This is a genomic window from Arenimonas aestuarii, from assembly GCF_054781715.1.
In genome coordinates this window covers 37467-56967 of sequence record NZ_BAAGTW010000008.1, presented here as the reverse complement: position 1 = coordinate 56967, position 19501 = coordinate 37467, and the positions used below count along the sequence as shown (strand labels likewise).

Below are 19501 nucleotides of genomic sequence, written 5' to 3'. Positions count from 1 at the left end.
TGCGAATCTCCCCATTCGAAAGGATCGCGCCAGCACGGCGCAGCCCGACTTTGACCCGATCATGCATCCGGGGCAAGCCGGACCCGGTGACGGGGCCATAATGTGGCCTTCTCCGTCCGGGCCCCGCCATGCCACTCCGCGACATCCTGCTGGCCCTGCTGGTCTGCGTCGCCTGGGCGGGTAACTTCCTGGGATCGGCGACAGCCCTGCAGGAAATGCCGCCGCTGCTCTTCACGGCGCTGAGGCTGATGCTGCTGGTGGTCTTGCTGGCGCCCTTCCTGCGTCGCCCCGGGCCGGGTCAATGGCCGCGGCTCCTGGCGATCACGCTGTGCACGGGGGTGATGCATTTCGGCCTGAGCTTCTGGGCGCTCAAGCTTGCCGGCGACCTCAGCTCGCCATCGATCGTCATGCAGAGCTACATCCCGTTCTCGGTGCTGCTGGCCTGGGCTTTCCTGGGCGAGCGTTTTGCCTGGCGCACGGGCGCGGCCATTTCCCTGAGCTTCGGGGGCGTGCTGGTGCTCGGATTCGACCCCCTGGTGCTCGACAACCCGGCATCGCTGGGCCTGATGCTGGCGTCTGGCTTTTTCCTGGCGATCAGCACGGTGCTGATGCGCGGCCTCGGGGGCGTCACCCGCTACAGCCTGCAGGCCTGGATCGCGCTGGTGGGGGTGTCTCCGCTGCTGGGCCTGAGCCTGTGGCTGGAGCCGGGCGCCATCGGCCGGCTCGGCGGCGTTTCGGGCACGGCCTGGGCGGGCGTGGCCTATGCGGCCATCGTCGCGTCGGTGCTTGGCCACGGCATCTACTACAGCCTCGTGCAGCGCCACGCCGTGGCCAAGGTGATGCCCTGGCTGCTGCTGACGCCGGTGTTCGCCACCGGCCTGGGCATCGCCTTCTGGGGCGACCGACCAGGGCCGAAGCTGCTGGTCGGCGGCGCGATGACCCTCGCCGGCATCCTGCTCATCAGCCTGCGCAGCCAGGCCAAGGCCCGGACCGCGCCGGTGGCCGAAGAGCTCTGACTCAGAGGCGCGGGGTCCAGCTGTCCTTTTCGCCCGGACGCAGCAGCAGGCGGCACAGGGCGGGCAGGAAGATGATGGCGGCGATCATGTTCACGATGAACATGAAGGTCAGCATGATGCCCATGTCGGCCTGGAACTTGAGGTCGGAGAAGATCCACATCGCCACGCCCACGGCCAGGGTAAGCGCGGTGTAGAAGATCGCGATGCCGGTGGTCTTGAGGGCGATGAAATAACTCTCCGACAGCGTGCGACCCGGCGTCTGCATGGCCTCGCGCATGCGCGCGAAGATGTAGATGCCGTAGTCGACGCCGATGCCGACGCCCAGGGCGACCACGGCCAGCGTGTTGACCTTCATGCCGATGTCGAGCTCGACCATCACCGAGTGACCCAGTTCGGTCACCAGCACCAGCGGCAGCAGGATGCACAGCGCCGACAGCGGGCTGCGGAAGCTGATCAGGCACATCACGAACACCGCCGCGTACAGCAGGTACAGGATGGTGTGCTCGGACGCGCGGACGGTGTCGTTGGTGGCGGCCATCACGCCGACGTTGCCGGTCGCCAGGCGCAGGTTGACCTGGTCGGAGGTGAAGCCCGGCTCGTTGGCGGCCTGCTCGGCCAGGCGCACGCGCAGGTTGCCTTCGGCGTAGGCGTTGTTCTCCTCGCGGAACTGTTTCACCGCCGCGACCACGCGGTCGATGGTGGTGGCCCGGTGGTCGGAGGTGAAGATGGTGATCGGAATGGCGCTGCAGTCGTTGTTGAGCAGGCCCGAGTCGGTTTCGAAGCTCTGGGTGGCCTGGCGCAGGGTGTCCGGGTCGCGCGGCAGCACCCGCCAGGCGGCCAGGCCGTCGTTCCAGCCGGCGTTGACGATCTTGGCGGCGGCCGGCAGCGTGATCACCTGCTCGACGCCTTCGACGTTCTGCATGTGCCAGGCGAAACGGTCGATCGTTTCCATCGCCGCAAAGGAGGTGGTGCAGGCCGAGGGGCCGGCTTCGGCGATCACGTTGAGGATGTCCACGCCCAGCGCGAAGCGGTCGGCGATCAGCACGGCGTCCTGGTTGTAGCGGGCGTCGGCATGCAGTTCGGCCACGCCCTGCTGGGCATCGCCGATCATCACCTTGTTGCCGTGCTGCCAGGCGAAGAACCAGCCGAGCACGCCCACGGCCACGACCAGCCAGGCCACCTTCGGCCGGCTCAGGCGCGAAAGCGCCGCCCAGATGCGGTCGAAGCGGGTCAGCTGGCGCAGGCGGAACTCGCGCTTGCGGTCCAGGTTGCGCAGCTTGGTGTAGCTCAGCAGCACCGGCAGCAGGACCAGGTCGGTAAGGATGGTCAGGGCAACGCCGACGGTGGCGGTGATCGCCAGCTCGCGCACCATGTCGATCGGGATCACCATGATCGCGCCAAAGCCGATGCAGCCGGCCAGCAGGGCCACGGTGCCCGGGATCAGCAGCATGCGGAAGGACAGGCGCGCGGCTTCCAGCGGCGCCACCGCGTTCTTGGCGCTGGCCCGCAGTTCCTCGACGGTGCCCTCCTCCAGGCCACCGAAGAAGATCTCGCCGCGGAAGCGGTTGATCATCTGCTCGCCATGGCTGACCGCGATCGCGAATATCAGGAAGGGCGTGAGCATGTTCATCGGATCAATGCCGAAGCCCATCAGCTGCAGCGCGCCCAGCATCCACACCACCGACACAAGGGCCGCGGCGACCGTCAGCGAAGCCAGTTTCGCCGAGGTCGAATAAAGGAACAGCAACAGCCAGGTGAAGCCGATGGTCAGCGCGAAGAACTTGATGACCGAGCGCGCGCCGTCGCTGATGTCGCCCACCATCTTGGCGAAGCCGATGATGTGCACGCTGTGGTTCTCATCTTCGTACTTCTGGCGGATCGCCTCGAACTGGTCGGCGACCTCCTGGTAGTCGAGCTTGTTGACGTCGCTTTCCGGGATCAGGTCGGCCCAGATCATCGCGCCGGAGAAATCCTTGGCGACCAGGCGGCCGACGATGTTGGCCTTGATGATGTTGCTGCGGATCTGCTCGAAGTCCTCGGGCAGGGCCTCGAAGCCTTCCACGTTGGGAGTGAAGGTCTGCGGGATGACGTTGCCACCCGACAAGCCATCCTCGACGACCTCGATGAAACGGACATTGGGCGTGAACAGCGAGCGAGCACGCGCGTCATCGGTGGCCGACAGGTTGATCACGTCGCCGGTGACGTTCTCCAGCGTCGCCATGAACCGCTGGTCGAGCATGTCGCCGTCCTTCGCGATCACGGCCACCAGCACGCGGTTGGCACCGCCGAACTCGGCTTCGTAATCCTGGAAGGTCTGCATGTACTCGTGCTGCAGCGGCACCTGCTTCTTGAAGCCGGCGTCGACCTCGAGCTGGCTGGCGAAGTACGCCATCGCCACCGTGATCAGGGCGAACAGGACCAGGATGACCGGCCGGTTCGCGAAGACGATCTTCTCGGCGATCCGGGCGAGTGGTCCGGGCTGGCTGTTGGGCAGGCTCATGTGAACTCCCTTACTGCGGGCGGAACAGGCCGGCGCCCTTGTCGCCGACCACGATGAAGCCGGCATCGCCGGCCGGCAGGACCCCGGTCAGGTTCGGCGTTTCGCCGTTCGCCATCTCGAAGCGGGTTTCGGTGAACGGTGAATCGGCGTCGGGTCGCGTCAGCACGACACCGTTGGCACCCACCAGGATCGCGCCGCCGTTGGCCAGGGCGTGGCCGCCCATGAGGGACGTGTTCACGCCGGTATCGACAGCGGTCCAGCTGCGGCCGAGGTCGCGCGACTCAAGCACGTTGCCGCGCAGGCCATGCACCAGCAGGTGCTGGCCACCAAAGGCCAGGATGCCGAACATCGAGCCCTCGTAGGGCAAGCGGTCGCGTTCCCAGGTCTGGCCGCCGTCGGTCGAGCGGAAGAAGGCGCCCCGCTCGCCGGCGATGACCAGGTGCCCCTGGTCGGTGCGTGCCATGGCGTACAGGTGCGGATCGGACTCGGCCTCCAGCTGGAGGTCGGAGGCATCGAAGGTCCAGTCATCGGCCGCGGGCGCTTCCGACCCGGCGGCGGGTGCCGCCTCGGCCGCCGGTTCGGGCTCGTCGTAGTTGATGATGCCGCGCGGCGACCAGGTGACGCCGCCGTCGGTGGTTTCGAGGAACATGGCGTAGGCACCGACCGCAAAGCCGTTCATGCCATCCACCATCAGCATGTCCATCACCGGCACGCCGTCCAGCGGATCGGCGTAGTCCGGGGTCCATACCTGCAGGCGACGACGGGTCCAGGACTGGCCGCCGTCCGTGGAATGCACGATGACGCCATCGTGGCCGCCAGCCCAGAGCACGCCGTCGGAACTGGAGATCGAAGTCAGGGTGGAACGGGTCGGCACCGGCATCTGCTTCCAGGCCTGGCCGTCCTCCGACATCAGGATGTGTCCGCGTTCGCCAACGACGAAGTAACCGGCTGCGGTTTGCACCGCGTCGAGCAGCAGCGACTGGCTGGCGCGCGGCATCATTTCCGCGTCTTGCGAAGCCGGGTCTGCAGCGGCGGCGGTCTCGCCGACGCCCATGGCGGAATCGTCCATGGACTCGGTGGGATCGGGCATCGCCTCTTCGGCCATGTCATCGGTCGCAGGCGCCTGTGCGTCCTGGGCCTGCGCGGCCAGCGGCAGCAGCATCGCCAGCAGCAGGGCACCCGCAAGGCGCGTGCGGTTGATTGGCTTGCTCGACATCGTCTCCCCCTTCCGGCTGCCCCGCGTCGCGCGGGGCCCTTAACGCAGCCGCGCCCTCTCGGGCGCGGCTGGTGTTTCCTTCACTCGTGGATCAACGCACGCCCGAGGTGCGCAGGTTTTGCGGCGAGTAGTTCGCCGGCGTGCTCTGGTAGCCAAAGTCACGCACCTTGTCCTCGTTGTCGAGCAGCATGGTGATGTAGCGGCCGGACTTGAGGTCGTGGTGGGTTTCGAGGGTGGACCAGAAGGTCGGGACCTCGTAGTAGTTCACCGACGGCGCGTCGGAATAGCGCCACAGGTTGCCCTGGCCGTCGTAATGGTCGATCAGCATGATCTGCCAGCTGTCTTCGTCCACGTAGAAGGTGCGACGGCTGTTGATGTGGCGCATGCCTTCCTTGAGCTTGGCCTCGACCACCCACACGCGATGCAGTTCGTAACGCATGTGGTCGGGGTTGAGGTGGCCCGGGCGGATCAGGTCGGCAACCTTGACCTTGTCGCTGTGCGCCTTGTAGGCGTTGTACGGGACCAGCATTTCCCGCTTGCCGACCAGCTCCCAATCGAATCGGTCCATGGCGCCGTTGAACATGTCGGTCATGTCATTGGTGCGCAGGCCGTCCGAAGCGGTGCCCGGGTTGTCATAGGCCACGTTCGGGGCGCGGCGCACGCGGCGCTGGCCCGGGTTGTAGACCCATGCCTGGCGCGGCGCGTCGGCCGCGTTCAGGGTTTCGTGCACCAGCAGCACCTGGCCGGCCAGGCGCGCCGGGCCGAGCACTTCCTGCTTGAAGTAAAGCAGGATGTTGTTGATGTTCTCGGAGGTGTTGCCCGGCTTGTAGTACAGGCCCAGCAGTTCCTCGCGCACCTTGGTCAGCGTGAAGTTGCCGCTGGACGAGGGCGCGGCCTGGTTCGAGTAGCTGATGACCGACAGGCCCTTGTACTTGAGCTTGTGGTTCCAGATGACCTCGTAGGCGTTCTGCGGAATCGGGAACGGAATGCCCTCAGCGCAGTTCCGCACGCCTTCGCCGTTGGAAACCAGCGTGCACTGGGTGGCGTTGCGCTTGGTGAACTCGTAGGTCCGCTGCGGGAACGAGGCGCTGCGGCGAGTCGGGTACACGTCCATGCGGAAGGTCGGGTACTTGGCGAACATCGCCTTCTGGCCCGGCGACAGCACGTTGGCGTACTGCGCCTGGTTGGCGCGGGTCACCGAGTACAGCGCCTTGTCGGCCGCGAACGGGTCGGGGTGGAAGGTGCCGACGCGGAATCCCGCGGGCGGGCGGGTGATGCCACCATCCCACGCCGGGATGGTGCCGGCGGCATTGCCGGCCTTCTCGCCGCCCACCGGGGTGAGTTCACGGCCCAGCTTGGCCGCTTCCTCGGCGCTGACCGCGGCCTGCACCATTCCGGTGCCAGCGGCGAGGACGGCGCCGGCCGCGATGGCCAGTGCGTGTTTCCTGTTCATCTTCATCCGTATGCCTCCTGGGCTCAGAACGAGTACTTGACGGTGAACGCCGCGAAGTCGCGGTCGTGGATCTGGTTATATTGCTTGGCGCCGCTGAACGAGGTGTAGCTGAGGTCGAACACCCACTGCTGCAGGTAGTTCGCTTCGACGCCCAGGGTCAGGGACTTGCGATCTTCCAGGAAGTTCCCGCCGGGTCCCGGGGTGATGCCGTTCACGTCATGGTTGAAGGCGATGCGTGGTGACAGCGTGAGCGCGGTGCCGAAGGCGCCGTTGTAGTCGGCGCGCGCCGCGATGCGGTAGCCCCAGGAGAACGCGGTCGGGAAGCCGCCGCCGAGCGTCTGCGGGTTGCGCATGCAGCCGAAGGCCAGCGCGCCCGGGCCCGGGAAGCCGGCCGCCAGCGAGTCGCCAACGTCGCAGCCGCCGCCGGTGTCGGTGCCTTCGCCTTCGTAGCGGAGCTCGGAATGGGACGGCAGGTCCCAGACCTCGGTACCACCGATCTCGGCCACCATCGCCAGCTGGTTGGCGCCCAGCACGTCGGCGAACAGCTTGGTGAAGGTCATCTGGAGCTGGCTGACTTCATGCTCGCGCCAGCCGCGCACTTCCTGGCCCAGGGCGAAGTTGCCCAGCTGGCTGTTGAACTGCAGGGCCGGCACCGGGATGAACGGGTTGAGCGGGGTCAGCGCCGCGTACAGCAGCTCGACGTCGTCAACCTGCAGGGGCATGTTCGGACGGTGGCTGATTTCACCCTGCCAGGCGACGCCGCCCGGCAGCGTGGTGTTCCAGCTCAGGCCATAAAGCTGGATGTCTTCCGGGAACTCGGCGAAGAAGCGACCCGAGGCGGCACCCACCAGCGGGTTGTTGACCGCGCGGCCCGACAGCAGCGGCACGCGGCTGTGGTAGTTCAGGAAGTAGAAGCCGAACTCGGTTTCGTTCAGCGCCGGCGCGAACCAGCGCAGCGCCATGCCGTACTGGCCGTTGTCGCTGGCGTTGCGGTTGGGCAGGCGGCCCACGGCGTTGCCGCAGCCGATGGCGATGATCTGGCCGGCGGTGGCCGGGCCGTAGATCGCGGCCAGGTCGGCGAAGCGGTCGGAGGTGGCGAAACCAGCCGGGCCGTTGTAGCAGGTGCTGAAGAAGCGCTCGGGGTTGTAGACCGGCTGCGGCGTGGTGCCGAAGCCCAGCATCACGTAGGTGCCGCCCGGGCTGGCGAAGTCGTTGGAGCTGAAATAGGTGCCGGCGGCATCGATTTCGATTTCCTCGAACTCGAACAGGTACACCGCCTCAAGCGAGACGTTGTCGCTCAGGCTGATCGAGCCGTACAGCATGTCGATCGGCAGGAAGGCCTCGCGCAACTCGGCGCCGGCGACGCGCAGCGCCGAAAGGTCGACCGGGTTGATGACGTTGATGCCGTTCTGGATGAAGGTGCTCTCACCCCAGCTGACCACCTGGCGACCCAGGCGGACGGTGCCGGCCAGGCTGCCGTCGTCGGCCAGCGAGAAATTCTTGAACACGAAGGCGTCGAGCATGCGGAAACGCTGGCCAATGCGGTCCTGCGCTTCTTCGGTCAGGTCGTCACGGCCTTCGTTCTCGAAGTCGTGGAAGTACGTGGCACGCATGAACATGCCCCAGTCGCGGTAGTTCAGGCTGAGCTCGGAAGTCAGCTTGATCGCGCTGGAGATGGCGTCGCCTTCGTCGTACTTGAGGTTGCCGTCGTCGCGGTTTGCCGAGAAACGGCCCATCGCGGCGATCTGCGCCGGGGAACCCGGCACGCCGCCCGTGCTGGTGCAGCGACCCGGGCCGACCGGGATCGGACCCAGCGGCACGTTCTGGGTGCACAGCAGCGGGTCGAACCAGGACTTGCCGATGAGGTTCGGGTCCTGCTCCTCGACACGCCAGGAGTAACCGTAGGAAACGGTGGTATCGAAGCTGCCCTGGAGCTCGCCGCGCGAGAACTCTATGGCCTGGGCGGCCGGGGCCATCAGCAGGCCGGCCGCAACGGCGGCGGCCAGGCGGGCACGAGCGACCCGCCCGTGGTTTGCATGCAGTTTCTTCATGAGTGCTTCCTCGGGTTCAGATCGACGGTGCGGATTCCGGGCGTTGTTCATGGCTATCTGGCTCCCCCCAGACTCTAGAGCATTTCCTCTAGGCATATTAATAGTTCGTTAGGAAATGGCAATGCTGTTGCGTATGGTCATTTCGGGAAATCGTCCGGACCCGGCCGGAATGGCCTGGCCGGAAGCCCCAGCGCAGCCCTTACGGGGCCGCCGTCGTAAGCCAGGTCGCGGTCCAGCCGGGCCACGACGCCCGGGCCGGGACCGCGCCGACCGGCCAGGGCCAGGGCCAGCCGGAACAGCGGCCCAGGCACGCGCAGCAGGCGCGCGCCGGGCGCGGCCGCGGCCAGGCAGCGCGCCACCATGACGTCATAAGGAAGGGTCTCGCCGCCGGGCAGGTCGAAGGCCCCCGGCACCGGCTCGGGTGCGCGCAGCGCCGCCAATACCGCCGCGGCCACGTCATCGGCATGCACCGGCTGGCGCAGCCCCCGTGCCGTGCGCGGCAGCGGCAGCCAGCGCCAGCGCCGGGCCAGCGCCACCAGGCGCGCCAGGTTCCGGTCCCGGCCATGGCCCCAGATCAGGGTGGGGCGCAGCAGGGTCAGCGCGCTGCCGCGCCTTTCGCAGCAGGCCGCCAGGCGCGACTCGCAGTCGGCAAGCCGGCCGGCCAGCGCCCGCTCGGCAAGGTCCGGCGAGTCGGCCTTGCCGTGGCGGCTGGTCGAGCCCAGCACCACCACCCGTCCCGGCGCCAGCGACGACGCCTCGAACCAGTCCGTGAAAGCATCCAGGGGGCCCAGGCTGGCGATGGCATGCACCGGCGGTGGATCGGCCAGGCCGGGCAGCTCGCCGACGATCCAGGGCAGCCGGTCCCCGCCCGCCGGTGGCCGGCGGGTGACGGCCCAGGCCAGCGGGTCGCCTGGCCGCAGCTGCGCGCGCAGGGAATCGCCGACCAGTCCGGTCAGACCGAATACACCCCAACTCCCGGCCACTCCCCCGCGCTTCTCCATGGGCCGAGCATACCGAAGGGGGCCGCGTGCACGGCGCGTTGGCGGAACGATGCGATAGACTCGGCGGCCAACTTCGTCGTGCAACGACACCCGAAACCGCCGCCCCGGCCCCTGGCCGCCCGAGCGCGGCCAGGCAAGGAACGCGATGCTCGGAACACTGCTGGCCATCCCCTTCGTGCTCGCGCTGCTGGTGGGCCTGCTGCCCGACCGCCAGCGCCGTGCGGCCGCCTGGCTGGCCGGGCTGGCGCCCGTTGCCGGCCTGGTGCTGCTCGCCCTGATGACCCCCGACGTGATGTCGGGCGAAGGCGTGCGCAGCCTCGTGCCCTGGATTCCCGCCATGGGCCTGGACCTGTCGCTGCGGCTCGACGGCCTGGCCTGGATGTTCGCCGGCCTGGTGCTGGGCATCGGCGCGCTGATCGTGCTCTACGCCAGCTATTACCTGGACGCGAACGACAGCATGCCGCGCTTCCTGGCCTTCCTGCTGCTGTTCATGGGCGCGATGCTGGGCATGGTGATCGCCGGCAACCTGGTCCTGCTGGCGGTGTTCTGGGAGCTGACCTCGATCAGCTCCTTCCTGCTGATCGGCTTCTGGAACCACCGCCAGGACGCCCGCGACGGCGCCCGGATGGCGCTGGCGATCACCGGCGCCGGTGGCCTGGCGCTGCTGGGCGGCGTGATCCTGCTGGGCCGCATCACCGGCAGCTACGAACTGGACGTGGTGCTGGCCGCGGGGCCGCAGATCCTGGCCAGCCCGCTGTATCCCTACGCGCTGGTGCTGGTGCTGCTGGCGGTGTTCACCAAGAGCGCGCAATTCCCTTTCCAGTTCTGGCTGCCGCATGCCATGGCGGCGCCGACGCCGGTCTCGGCCTACCTGCATTCGGCGACGATGGTGAAGGCCGGCGTGTTCCTGCTCGCGCGCCTGCACCCGGCGCTGGCGGGCAGCGACCTGTTCTTCTACCTGGTCAGTGGCGTCGGCGCGATCACGCTGCTGGTGGGCAGCTGGCACGCGATCTTCCAGCATGACCTCAAGGGGCTGCTGGCGTATTCGACCATCTCGCACCTGGGCCTGATCACGCTGCTGTTCGGCCTGTCCACGCCGATGGCGGTGGTGGCCGGCCTGTTCCACATCCTCAACCACGCCACCTTCAAGGCCTCGCTGTTCATGGCCGCCGGCATCATCGACCACGAAACCGGCACCCGCGACATGCGCCGCCTCGGCGGCATGCTGCGCGTGCTGCCCTACACCGCGATCCTGGCGATCATCGCCTCGCTGGCGATGGCGGGCGTGCCGCTGCTCAATGGTTTCCTGTCCAAGGAAATGTTCTTCACCGAAGCGCTCGAGATCCGCGGCCACATGTTCATGCGCTGGGGCATCGCCGGTGCCGCGGTGCTGGCCGGCGCCTTCGGCGTGGCCTACAGCCTGCGTTTCGTGCACGACACCTTCTTCGGCGCCGGGCCGGTGCGCATCGAGCGCACGCCGCATGAACCGCCGCGCTTCATGCGAATCCCGGTCGAGGTCCTGGTGATCCTGTGCCTGGCCGTGGGCGTGGCGCCTGCGCTGACCATCGCACCGGTGCTGCAGACCGCCGCCCAGGGCGTGCTGGGCGACAACGTGCCCTATTACAGCCTGGCGATCTGGCACGGCTTCAATACGCCCTTCATGATGAGCCTGGCCGGCCTGGCTGCCGGCATCGCGCTGTATTTCGGCATCCGCCGGCTGATCGACCTCTACGGCGTGAGTTACGACTCGCGCGGCCGGCGGCTGTACGAATGGAAGGTGGCCGAAGCCGTGCGCCTGGCCGGCAAGCTCACCGCGCGCCTGGAAAACGGCAGCCTGCAGCGTTACCTGATGCTGGTGGTGCTGTCGGCGCTGGCGCTGGGCATGGCGCCCTTCCTGTCGTCCGACCTGGTATTCGGCGGCCGGTCCCAGCCGATGCCGCCGCTGGCCTGGCTGGTCTGGGGCCTGGGCATGGTGGCGACCGTGGCCACGGTCGTGCTGCACCGCCGCCGCCTGCTGGCGCTGGTGGTGATGGGCGCGGTCGGCCTGGCGGTCAGCCTGGCCTTCGTGCTGCTGTCGGCGCCCGACCTGGCGCTGACCCAGCTGCTGGTGGAAATGGTGACGATCGCCCTGATGCTGCTGTCGCTGAACTACCTGCCGGCCGAGTCCGCAGCCGAGCCCTCGCGCCTGCGCCGCTGGCGCGATGGCGCCATCGCGCTTGCCGCGGGCGGCGGCGTGGCGGCGCTGGCCTACGCCATCATCACCCGGCCGCTGGACACGGTGGCCTCGCAGATCCTGGCCCTGTCCCTGCCCGAAGGCGGCGGCAGCAACGTGGTCAACGTCATCCTGGTGGACTTCCGCGGTTTCGACACCCTGGGCGAGATCGCGGTGTTCGGCATCGCCGGCCTGGTGGTGCACGCCATGCTGCGGCGCGCGCGGATGTTGCCCGAACGCCGTGCCGACGGGCCGCCCGATCCGCTGGTCATTCCCAACACCGTCGCGCGCCTGCTGCTGCCGCTGGCGCTGGCGGTGTCGCTGTACCTGTTCCTGCGCGGGCACAACCTGCCCGGCGGCGGCTTCATCGCCGGCCTGGTGCTGGCGGTGCCGGTATTGCTGCAGTACGTGCTGTCGGGCAATGAGTACATGGAACAAAGGCTGGGCTTCGACTACCCGCGCGTCATCGGCCTGGGCCTGATGCTGGCGCTGCTCACCGGCGTCGGCAGCTGGGTGCTGGGTTATCCGTACATGACCAGCCACACCGACTACGTGGCCGTACCGCTGCTGGGCAAGCTGCCGATGGCCAGTGCCATGGTCTTCGACATTGGTGTGTACCTGGTGGTGGCCGCCGGAAGCCTGCTGATGCTGGGCATGATGGCCGCCGTGCGGCCGCCGCTGCACGGGGGGGCGCGCTGATGGAACTGGCGCTTTCGATCTTCATCGGCACCCTGGTCGCGGCTGGTGTTTACCTGCTGCTGCGGGCCCGGAGCTTCGACGTCATCCTGGGCCTGACCCTGCTCTCCTATGCCGTGAACCTGCTGATCTTCAGCATGGGCCGGCTGGCGGTGGCCAAGCCGCCGATCCTGGACAAGGCCCTGGACCCGACGCTGGCCAACCATTCCGACCCGCTGCCGCAGGCACTGGTGCTCACCGCCATCGTCATCGCCTTCGCCATGACCGCGGTGCTGCTGGTCACCGCCGTGCGCAGCCGGTCCGACAGCCGCAGCGACCACGTCGACGGCACGGAACCGCGTCGGGAGAACCAGCCGTGATGGCGCACCTGACCATCGTGCCGATCCTGCTGCCGCTGCTGGCAGCGATCGTGCTGCTGATGGTGCCGACGCGGCGCATCGCCATCCATCGTTTTGTCGGGCTGCTGTCCTGCGCCGGCCTGGTGGCCGTGGCGGCAACGCTGGCGGTGCAGGCCGATGACGGTGGCACGCGTGTCTACCTGGTCGGCAACTGGGCCGCGGACCTCGGCATCGCGCTGGCCGCCGACCGGCTCTCGGCGATCATGCTGCTGGCCACCAGCCTGCTGGCCCTGCCCTGCCTGTGGTTCGCCACCGGTGGCTGGGACCGGCGCGCGCTGCACTTCCACGTGCTGTTCCAGTTCCAGCTGATGGGCCTCAACGGCGCCTTCCTCACCACCGACCTGTTCAACCTGTTCGTGTTCTTCGAAGTGCTGCTCATCGCCTCCTACGGCCTGCTGCTCAGCGGCGCCCGCGGCGCGCGGGTGCGAAGCGGCCTGCAGTACGTGGCCTTCAACATCACCGCCTCCACGCTGTACCTGTTCGCGGTGGGCTACATCTACGGCCTCACCGGCGCGCTGAACATGGCCGAAGTGGCCGTGCGCGTGGCGGCCATGCCGGCGGCCGAGGCAGCCCCGCTCAAGGCCGCCGCCGGCCTGCTGCTGGTGGTGTTCTGCGCCAAGGCGGCGCTGCTGCCGCTGTACTTCTGGCTGCCGGAAACCTACGCGCGCAGCCCGGCCGCGGTCGCCGCGCTGTTCGCGGTCATGACCAAGCTGGGCGTGTACGCCGTGCTGCGCGTATTCACCCTGGTGTTCGGCGCCGAGGCCGGTGAGCTGGCAAACCTGGCCTGGCCCTGGCTGCTGCCGCTGGGCGCGGCGACGCTGGTGCTGGCGACGCTGGGCGCGCTGGCGGCGCCCTCCCTCCGCCTGATGGCGGCCTACCTGGTGCTGGGCTCGGCGGCGACGCTGTTCATCGCCCTGGGCCTGGCCAGCGCCGAGGCGCTGGGCGCGGGCCTTTATTACCTGCTGCACAGCACCCTGGTGGGCGGCGCGCTGTTCCTCCTGGCCGACCTGATCCGGCGCCACCGCGACAACGCCGGCGACAGCCTGCGCAAGCTTGACCACATGAAACACCGCACCCTGCTCGGCCTTATGTTCTTCGTCGCGGCGGTCTCGGTCGCCGGCCTGCCGCCGCTGTCGGGTTTCGTCGGCAAGTTCAGCCTGCTCGCGGCGGTGCCTGATGCCCAGGCCGGCTGGCTCTGGCCGGTCATCCTGGGCACCAGCCTGCTGGTGCTGGTGGCCCTGGCCAGCGCCGCCAGCCAGCTGTTCTGGCGCGAAGGCGGCGAACCCGCCGCACCAGGGGCGATACCGCGGCTGCGTGCTTCCGAGGTTGGCGCCACGCTGGCGCTGCTCGCCATGGGCGCACTGCTGAGCGTCTTCGGGGGGCCCGTGCTGCGCTACGCGCAGGACGCCGGCGCCCAGCTGGTGGCGCCAGCCGCCTACATCGACGCCGTGCGCGGCGCCCTTCCCAAGCCAGGGGTGGAACCATGAAACGCTGGCTGCCCGCACCGCTGCTGAGCCTGGCCGTGTTCGTGCTCTGGCTGCTCCTGGTGGCCACCACCGCGCTGGCGCACGTGCTGCTCGCGGCCGTGCTGGCGGTGCTCCTGCCGCTGGTGGCGCAGCGCCTGCGCGAAGACAGGGCGCACATGCGCCGGCCCGGCGTCGCCGCGCGCCTGGTGGTGGTGGTGCTGTGGGACATCGTGCTGTCGAACATCGAAGTGGCGCGGCGCATCCTGGGCCGGGAATCGAAGATGCGCCCGGGCTTCGTCTGGATACCGCTGGACCTCACCAACCGGCACGGCATCTCGACCCTGGCCGGCATCATCACCATGACCCCGGGCACGGTGTCGTCCGAGCTTTCGCCCGACCGGCGCCACCTGCTGGTGCACTTCCTGCACCTCGAGGACGCCGACGCCGCCATCGCCCAGATCAAGGCGCGCTACGAAGCGCCGCTGCGGGAGGTGTTCCCATGATCCAGACCAGCCTGAACATCGCCATGGCCGCCTTCGCGCTGGCGATGGTGCTCAACCTCTACCGCCTGCTGCGCGGCCCGGGCATTCCCGACCGCATCCTGGCGCTGGACACGCTGTACGTGAACACCATCGCGCTGCTGGTGCTGGCCGGCCTGCGCGACGGAAGCACGATCTACTTCGAGGCCGCGGTGATCATCGCGATGCTGGGCTTCGTGGGCACGATCGTATTGTCGAAATTCGTCATCCGCGGGGACATCGTCGAATGACCTATGCCCTTGAACTGCTCGTCTGCACCCTGCTGCTGGCCGGCAGCGGATTCGCCCTGGTCGCCAGCTGGGGCCTGGCCAAGCTCGGCGACATCTTCAAGCGCCTGCACGGCCCGACCAAGGCCAGCACCCTGGGCGTCGGCGGCGTGCTGCTGGCGTCGATGCTGTGGCAGGCGATGCAGGGCACACCCAGCCTGCGCGAACTGCTGATCACGCTGTTCCTGTTCATGACCGCACCGGTCAGCGCCTACCTGGTGGCGCGCGCCGCCCTGTCCAGCGACCCCTCGCTGCGACCTGGCCCGCCGCCCGGCCAGGACGGGGACGCCTGAGCGTGCGCCGGCTTGCCCTGCCGGCCGGCCCGCTGCTTGCGGTTTCGCTTTATTTTTTCGCCACGTCGCAGGGCAGCCCGCACGCGCTGGCCGCCACGCTGGGCATGACCGGGTGGTGCGCGCTGTGGTGGGTGCTCGAGCCCGTGCGCGCGCCCGTCACCGCCCTGCTGCCGCTGGCGCTGTTCCCGGTGCTGGGCGTGCTTGACGCCAAACAGGTGGCGCAAAGTTATGGCCACGAACTGATCCTGCTGCTCGGCGGTGGCTTCATGCTCTCGCGCGCGCTCGAACGCTGCGGCGCCCACCGCCGCCTGGCCCTGGGCATGGTCCGCGCCTTCGGGGGCAGCAGCGGGCGCAGCCTGCTGTTCGGCTTCATCGCCGCCTGTGGCGCGCTGAGCATGTGGATTTCCAACACCGCCACCACCCTGGTGATGCTGCCGGTGGCGCTGGCCATCCTGCAGGTGTATCCGGACAAGCGGCTGCAGGCGCCGCTGATCCTGGCGATCGCCTATTCGGCCAGCATCGGCGGTTTGGGAACGCCGATCGGTTCGCCGCCGAACCTGGTGTTCATGCAGGTCTACGCGGAAACCACGGGCACACGTTATGGCTTCCTGGACTGGATGAGCATTGGCATCCCGGTGGTGCTGCTTCTGCTGCCGATGGTGGGCTGGTGGCTGGGCCGGGGCCTGGCCGGCACGCCGGCGGCGCAGCTGCCGGCGTCGGGGCTGTGGACGCCCGGAGAGCGTCGCGTGGTGATCGTGTTCGCGCTGACCGCGCTGGCCTGGGTGACGCGCACCGAACCCTTCGGCGGCTGGAGCACCTGGCTGCTGATGCCCGGCGCCAACGACGCGGCGGTGGCCCTGCTGGCCGTGGTGCTGATGTGCGTGATCCCCGATGGCAAGGGCAGCCGCCTGCTGGACTGGGAAACCGCGGAATCGATTCCCTGGGGCGCCCTGGTGCTGTTCGGCGGCGGCATCGCGCTGGCCACCGCCTTCCAGTCTTCGGGACTCAGCGGCGCGCTGGCCGGGCACCTGGCGGGCCTGGGCACGCTGCCCCTGCCGCTGCTGCTGGTGGTGATCGTGGTGGCGGTGCTGATGATGTCCGAGATCGCCAGCAATACCGCCACGGCCGTGCTGATGATGCCGATCCTGGCGGCCACGGGCGTTGCCATCGGCGTCGACCCGGCGCTGCTGATGTTCCCGGCGGTGCTGGCGGCCAGCGGCGCCTTCATGCTGCCGGTCGCGACGGCGCCCAACGCCATCGCCTACGGCAGCGGCCTGGTCAGCGCCCAGCGCATGTTCCGCGAGGGCGCGATGCTGAACGTGCTGGCCGCCGTGGTCATCTGCACCGTCTGCTGGTTCGCCTTCTCCTGAAGCCCTTGTGGGAGGGACTTCAGGCCCGAGCTCTTGGCCCTTGGCCTTTGGCCAAGCGAAGCGCCGGTACGAGTTCCTTGCGCGAGTGGAGGCAGCGCGCAGTCGCCCTGGCCGACACGCCGTGAACCCATCCATGGGGGCTTCTCGTCGACATCCATGTCTCCGAGAGTCGGCCAGGGCGACTGCACGCTACCTCCTGGAATGGACGTCGGGGCCGACAGGAGATCAAGAGCGCATCGCGCGCTCGCTAGCCTGCAACGAATGCGCTGATGCTCCAATTTGCCGAGAAGCAGCTTGCCCATCGGCCGCGACGTAACGCTGAGGAGGTGTCGCGCCTTCGGCGTCGGGTACGCGTTGACCGGCAGCGTGGTGGTGGGTGGCGTGCTGGCGCTGGTTGAACCGGCCTGCAATACGGTGGCGTACCACTTCCACGAAAAGGTCTGGAAGCGAATTGAGGCCCGCCGCGCGAAGGCGGCGTTCAGCGCGCCCCTGAGAATCTAGCCACGTATCCCGCCGCCTCGCACCGGGGCAGGAGCGCCGCGTCGGGATCGGCGCCCCGGCGAACAGTTCGCCGGGGCGTTTCTTTATTGCCTTGGCCGACGTAGTGGTGCGAAGACGGGGCGCAGCTCACGCAAGCCGGCATTGCGATGTTCCAGCCGACGTTCGTGGCAAACCTTGTCCAGCGCCTTGGGCGGCACCGCAAAGTTGTCACACGCATGAATCGGACTACGCCCGGAGATGTAGGCGCGCACGCCTTTCAACCATTCGCGCTGGAAGGCGAGGACTGGCCCGAGGTCCTCAATCTCATGCGGAAGGCACATGCGATGCCAAACCTCCGAGGTGCCGGGCTCAGCAAGGATCAGTACATAGGTCCCCAGCTGCAGGCGCCTGGCACAGTTGCTGGCGTTTTCGTTGAGGATCACCGGAAGCTCAAGGCCTTCGCCTTTGAATCGCTCGATTTCACGGAAACCATAGCGCGTTGCACCAAAGCCCTGCGGCGCTTCCACAGTAGGCGTTTCATGGGGTGCATACCAATGGTCAGCCGGCAGCGCCCGCAGGTAGGCGAACTCAATTCGAACCAGTGCCACCCGGTCAGCCTTGTCGATTCGCTTCTCAAGCGTGTCCCAATAGCCGTCCGGTCCGCACGAGCACGCTTCGGCTGGCAAGGCCAGCATCAGCAACAGGCTCGACAGGATGCCCCGAATCCAGCCCATGCCTATTTCTTCTTCGGAATGTACAGGTCGGTGATGCTGCCGTCCTGGATCTCGGCGGCCATGCCCACCGACTCGCTGAGCGTCGGGTGCGGGTGGATGGTGTGGCCGATGTCGGCGGCTTCGCAGCCCATTTCGATGGCCAGGGCGACTTCGGTGATCAGGTCGCCGGCATGCACGCCGACGATGCCACCGCCGATGATGCGGTCGCTGGCTTCATCGAAGATCAGCTTGGTGAAGCCTTCCGTGCGGCCGATGCCGACGGCGCGGCCCGAGGCCGCCCAGGGGAACTTCGCCACGCCGACCTTCAGGCCCTTGGCCTTGGCTTCGGTCTCGGTGACGCCGACCCAGGCGATTTCCGGATCGGTGTAGGCCACCGAGGGAATCACGCGCGCCACCCACTCCTTCTTTTCGCCGAAGGCCACTTCGGCCGCCAGCTTGCCTTCGTGCGTGGCCTTGTGAGCCAGCATGGGCTGGCCGACGATGTCGCCGATGGCGAAGATGTGAGCCACGTTGGTGCGCATCTGACGATCAACGGGGATGAAACCCCGGTCGGTGACTTCGACGCCGGCCTTGCCGGCGTCGATCTTGCCGCCGTTGGGGGCGCGACCCACCGACACCAGGGCGCGGTCGAACTTTCTGCGCTCGGGCTTTGATCCACCTTCGAAGCTGGCGTGCAGGCCGTCCTTCTTCGCGGCGACGTCGGTGACCTTGCAGCCCAGGTGCACCGCGACGCCGCGCTTCTTCAGCAAATCGGCCAGCGGCTTGACCAGGTCCTTGTCGGCGCCCGGCATCAACTGGTCCATGAATTCGACGACGGTGACCTCGCTGCCCAGCGCGCTGTACACGCAGGCCATCTCCAGGCCGATGATGCCGCCGCCGACCACCAGCAGGTGCTTGGGCACGTCGGCCAGTTCCAGCGCGTCGGTGGAGTCCATGACGCGCTTGTCGTCCCAAGGGAAAGCCGGCAGCTTCACCGGTTGGGAACCGGCGGCGATGATGCATTGCTCGAAGCGAACGAGCGTCTTGCCATCCTTGCCGTCGACTTCGATCTCATTGGCCGAGATGAACTTGCCGGTGCCGGTGAGCGTGCGCACCTTGCGCTGCTTCGCCATGCCGGCCAGGCCCTTGACCATCTGGCCCACGACCTTTTCCTTGTGGCCGCGCAGCTTGTCGAGGTCGATCCTGGGCTCACCGAAGCTGATGCCGAAGTCGGCCGCGTGCTTGGCCTCAACCAGCACTTCGGCGGCGTGAAGCAGGGCCTTGGAAGGAATGCAGCCGACGTTGAGGCAGACGCCGCCGAGCGCGTCATAACGCTCGACCAGGACGGTATCCATGCCCAGGTCGGCCGAACGGAAGGCGGCGGTGTAACCGCCGGGGCCGGCGCCGAGCACGAGCATGCGGCATTCGAGGTCGGGCTTGCGGCCGGAGGCGCCAGCGGCCTGGGCCGCCGGCGCGCCGGTGTTCTTTTTTTCGCCGCCGGCATCCGAATCGGGCGTCGATTCCTTGGTGGCCTCGTCCGCCTTGCCGGCGGCCTTCTTGTCGTCGCCGGATACACGGTCCGCAGGTTCGGCAATCGCCAGCACGTCGCCGGCCGACACCGTGTCGCCCACCTTCACCTTCAGTTCCTTGATGACGCCGGCGTCGCTGGCCGGCACTTCCATCGTGGCCTTGTCGGATTCGAGCGTGACCAGGCCCTGGTCCTTGGCCACGGTGTCGCCGGGCTGCACCAGCAGCTCGATCACCGGCACGTCCTTGTCGTCGCCGATGTCCGGCACCTTCAGTTCAATGGTCTTGGCCATGGTCTTTCCTT

The 19501-nt window shown here is 68.1% G+C and carries 16 protein-coding genes; 9 read left to right on the top strand and 7 right to left on the bottom strand.

Annotated elements, in window-relative coordinates; genetic code table 11:
* The first annotated feature begins 128 nt into the window (after positions 1–128).
* Positions 129–1016, top strand: coding sequence for a DMT family transporter (locus tag ACYVJH_RS12170; RefSeq protein ID WP_460454924.1), 888 nt, complete (start codon positions 129–131; stop codon positions 1014–1016).
* A 1-nt stretch (position 1017) separates the two neighbouring features.
* On the opposite strand, the gene ACYVJH_RS12165 is transcribed toward ACYVJH_RS12170, so the two are convergent.
* The 5 genes from ACYVJH_RS12165 to ACYVJH_RS12145 all read right to left on the bottom strand — a co-directional run bounded on the left by ACYVJH_RS12165 (position 1018) and on the right by ACYVJH_RS12145 (position 9219).
* Entirely contained in the window at positions 1018–3516 is a 2499-nt protein-coding gene (locus ACYVJH_RS12165; RefSeq protein ID WP_460454923.1) for an efflux RND transporter permease subunit, read from the bottom strand.
* Between the two features lie 10 nt (positions 3517–3526).
* Positions 3527–4732, bottom strand: a complete 1206-nt coding sequence (locus ACYVJH_RS12160; RefSeq protein WP_460454922.1) for a WD40/YVTN/BNR-like repeat-containing protein — start codon at positions 4730–4732, stop codon at positions 3527–3529.
* 91 nt (positions 4733–4823) lie between these two features.
* Positions 4824–6191 carry a DUF1329 domain-containing protein gene (locus ACYVJH_RS12155; protein ID WP_460454921.1) on the bottom strand — a complete coding sequence of 456 codons (1368 nt, stop codon included), beginning with the start codon at positions 6189–6191 and terminating at the stop codon, positions 4824–4826.
* A gap of 17 nt (positions 6192–6208) precedes the next feature.
* Positions 6209–8236, bottom strand: a complete 2028-nt coding sequence (locus ACYVJH_RS12150) for a DUF1302 domain-containing protein (protein WP_460454920.1) — start codon at positions 8234–8236, stop codon at positions 6209–6211.
* Between the two features lie 137 nt (positions 8237–8373).
* A complete protein-coding gene (locus tag ACYVJH_RS12145) occupies positions 8374–9219 on the bottom strand; it encodes a Rossmann-fold NAD(P)-binding domain-containing protein (RefSeq protein WP_460454919.1) in 846 nt (281 codons plus the stop codon).
* A gap of 163 nt (positions 9220–9382) precedes the next feature.
* On the opposite strand from ACYVJH_RS12145, the gene ACYVJH_RS12140 reads away from it, so the two are divergent.
* The 8 genes from ACYVJH_RS12140 (at position 9383) to ACYVJH_RS12105 (ending at position 16978) form a co-directional block, all read left to right on the top strand.
* A complete protein-coding gene (locus ACYVJH_RS12140; protein WP_460454918.1) occupies positions 9383–12148 on the top strand; it encodes a monovalent cation/H+ antiporter subunit A in 2766 nt (921 codons plus the stop codon).
* Positions 12148–12504 carry a Na+/H+ antiporter subunit C gene (locus ACYVJH_RS12135; RefSeq protein ID WP_460454917.1) on the top strand — a complete coding sequence of 119 codons (357 nt, stop codon included), beginning with the start codon at positions 12148–12150 and terminating at the stop codon, positions 12502–12504. The genes ACYVJH_RS12140 and ACYVJH_RS12135 overlap by 1 nt, the downstream gene beginning before the upstream one ends.
* The gene (locus ACYVJH_RS12130) at positions 12504–14030 is read left to right on the top strand and encodes a monovalent cation/H+ antiporter subunit D (protein WP_460454916.1); all 1527 of its coding nucleotides are present in this window, start codon (positions 12504–12506) and stop codon (positions 14028–14030) included. Before ACYVJH_RS12135 ends, ACYVJH_RS12130 begins: the two co-directional genes overlap by 1 nt.
* Positions 14027–14512, top strand: a complete 486-nt coding sequence (locus tag ACYVJH_RS12125) for a Na+/H+ antiporter subunit E (protein WP_460454915.1) — start codon at positions 14027–14029, stop codon at positions 14510–14512. Before ACYVJH_RS12130 ends, ACYVJH_RS12125 begins: the two co-directional genes overlap by 4 nt.
* A complete protein-coding gene (locus tag ACYVJH_RS12120; protein WP_460454914.1) occupies positions 14509–14778 on the top strand; it encodes a K+/H+ antiporter subunit F in 270 nt (89 codons plus the stop codon). Before ACYVJH_RS12125 ends, ACYVJH_RS12120 begins: the two co-directional genes overlap by 4 nt.
* Positions 14775–15107 (top strand): Na+/H+ antiporter subunit G, encoded by a 333-nt coding sequence (locus tag ACYVJH_RS12115; RefSeq protein ID WP_460454913.1) that lies wholly within the window; start codon positions 14775–14777, stop codon positions 15105–15107. The genes ACYVJH_RS12120 and ACYVJH_RS12115 overlap by 4 nt, the downstream gene beginning before the upstream one ends.
* A 2-nt stretch (positions 15108–15109) precedes the next feature.
* Positions 15110–16477 (top strand): SLC13 family permease, encoded by a 1368-nt coding sequence (locus tag ACYVJH_RS12110; protein WP_460454912.1) that lies wholly within the window; start codon positions 15110–15112, stop codon positions 16475–16477.
* Positions 16478–16771: 294 nt separating this feature from the next.
* Positions 16772–16978, top strand: coding sequence for a DUF2061 domain-containing protein (locus tag ACYVJH_RS12105; protein ID WP_460454911.1), 207 nt, complete (start codon positions 16772–16774; stop codon positions 16976–16978).
* A gap of 83 nt (positions 16979–17061) precedes the next feature.
* Here ACYVJH_RS12105 and ACYVJH_RS12100 read toward each other — a convergent pair whose 3' ends face one another.
* Both ACYVJH_RS12100 and lpdA read right to left on the bottom strand, forming a co-directional pair.
* Entirely contained in the window at positions 17062–17691 is a 630-nt protein-coding gene (locus ACYVJH_RS12100) for a hypothetical protein (protein WP_460454910.1), read from the bottom strand.
* Between the two features lie 2 nt (positions 17692–17693).
* Positions 17694–19490, bottom strand: a complete 1797-nt coding sequence (lpdA, locus tag ACYVJH_RS12095; RefSeq protein WP_460454909.1) for a dihydrolipoyl dehydrogenase — start codon at positions 19488–19490, stop codon at positions 17694–17696.
* Between the last annotated feature and the right edge of the window lie 11 nt (positions 19491–19501).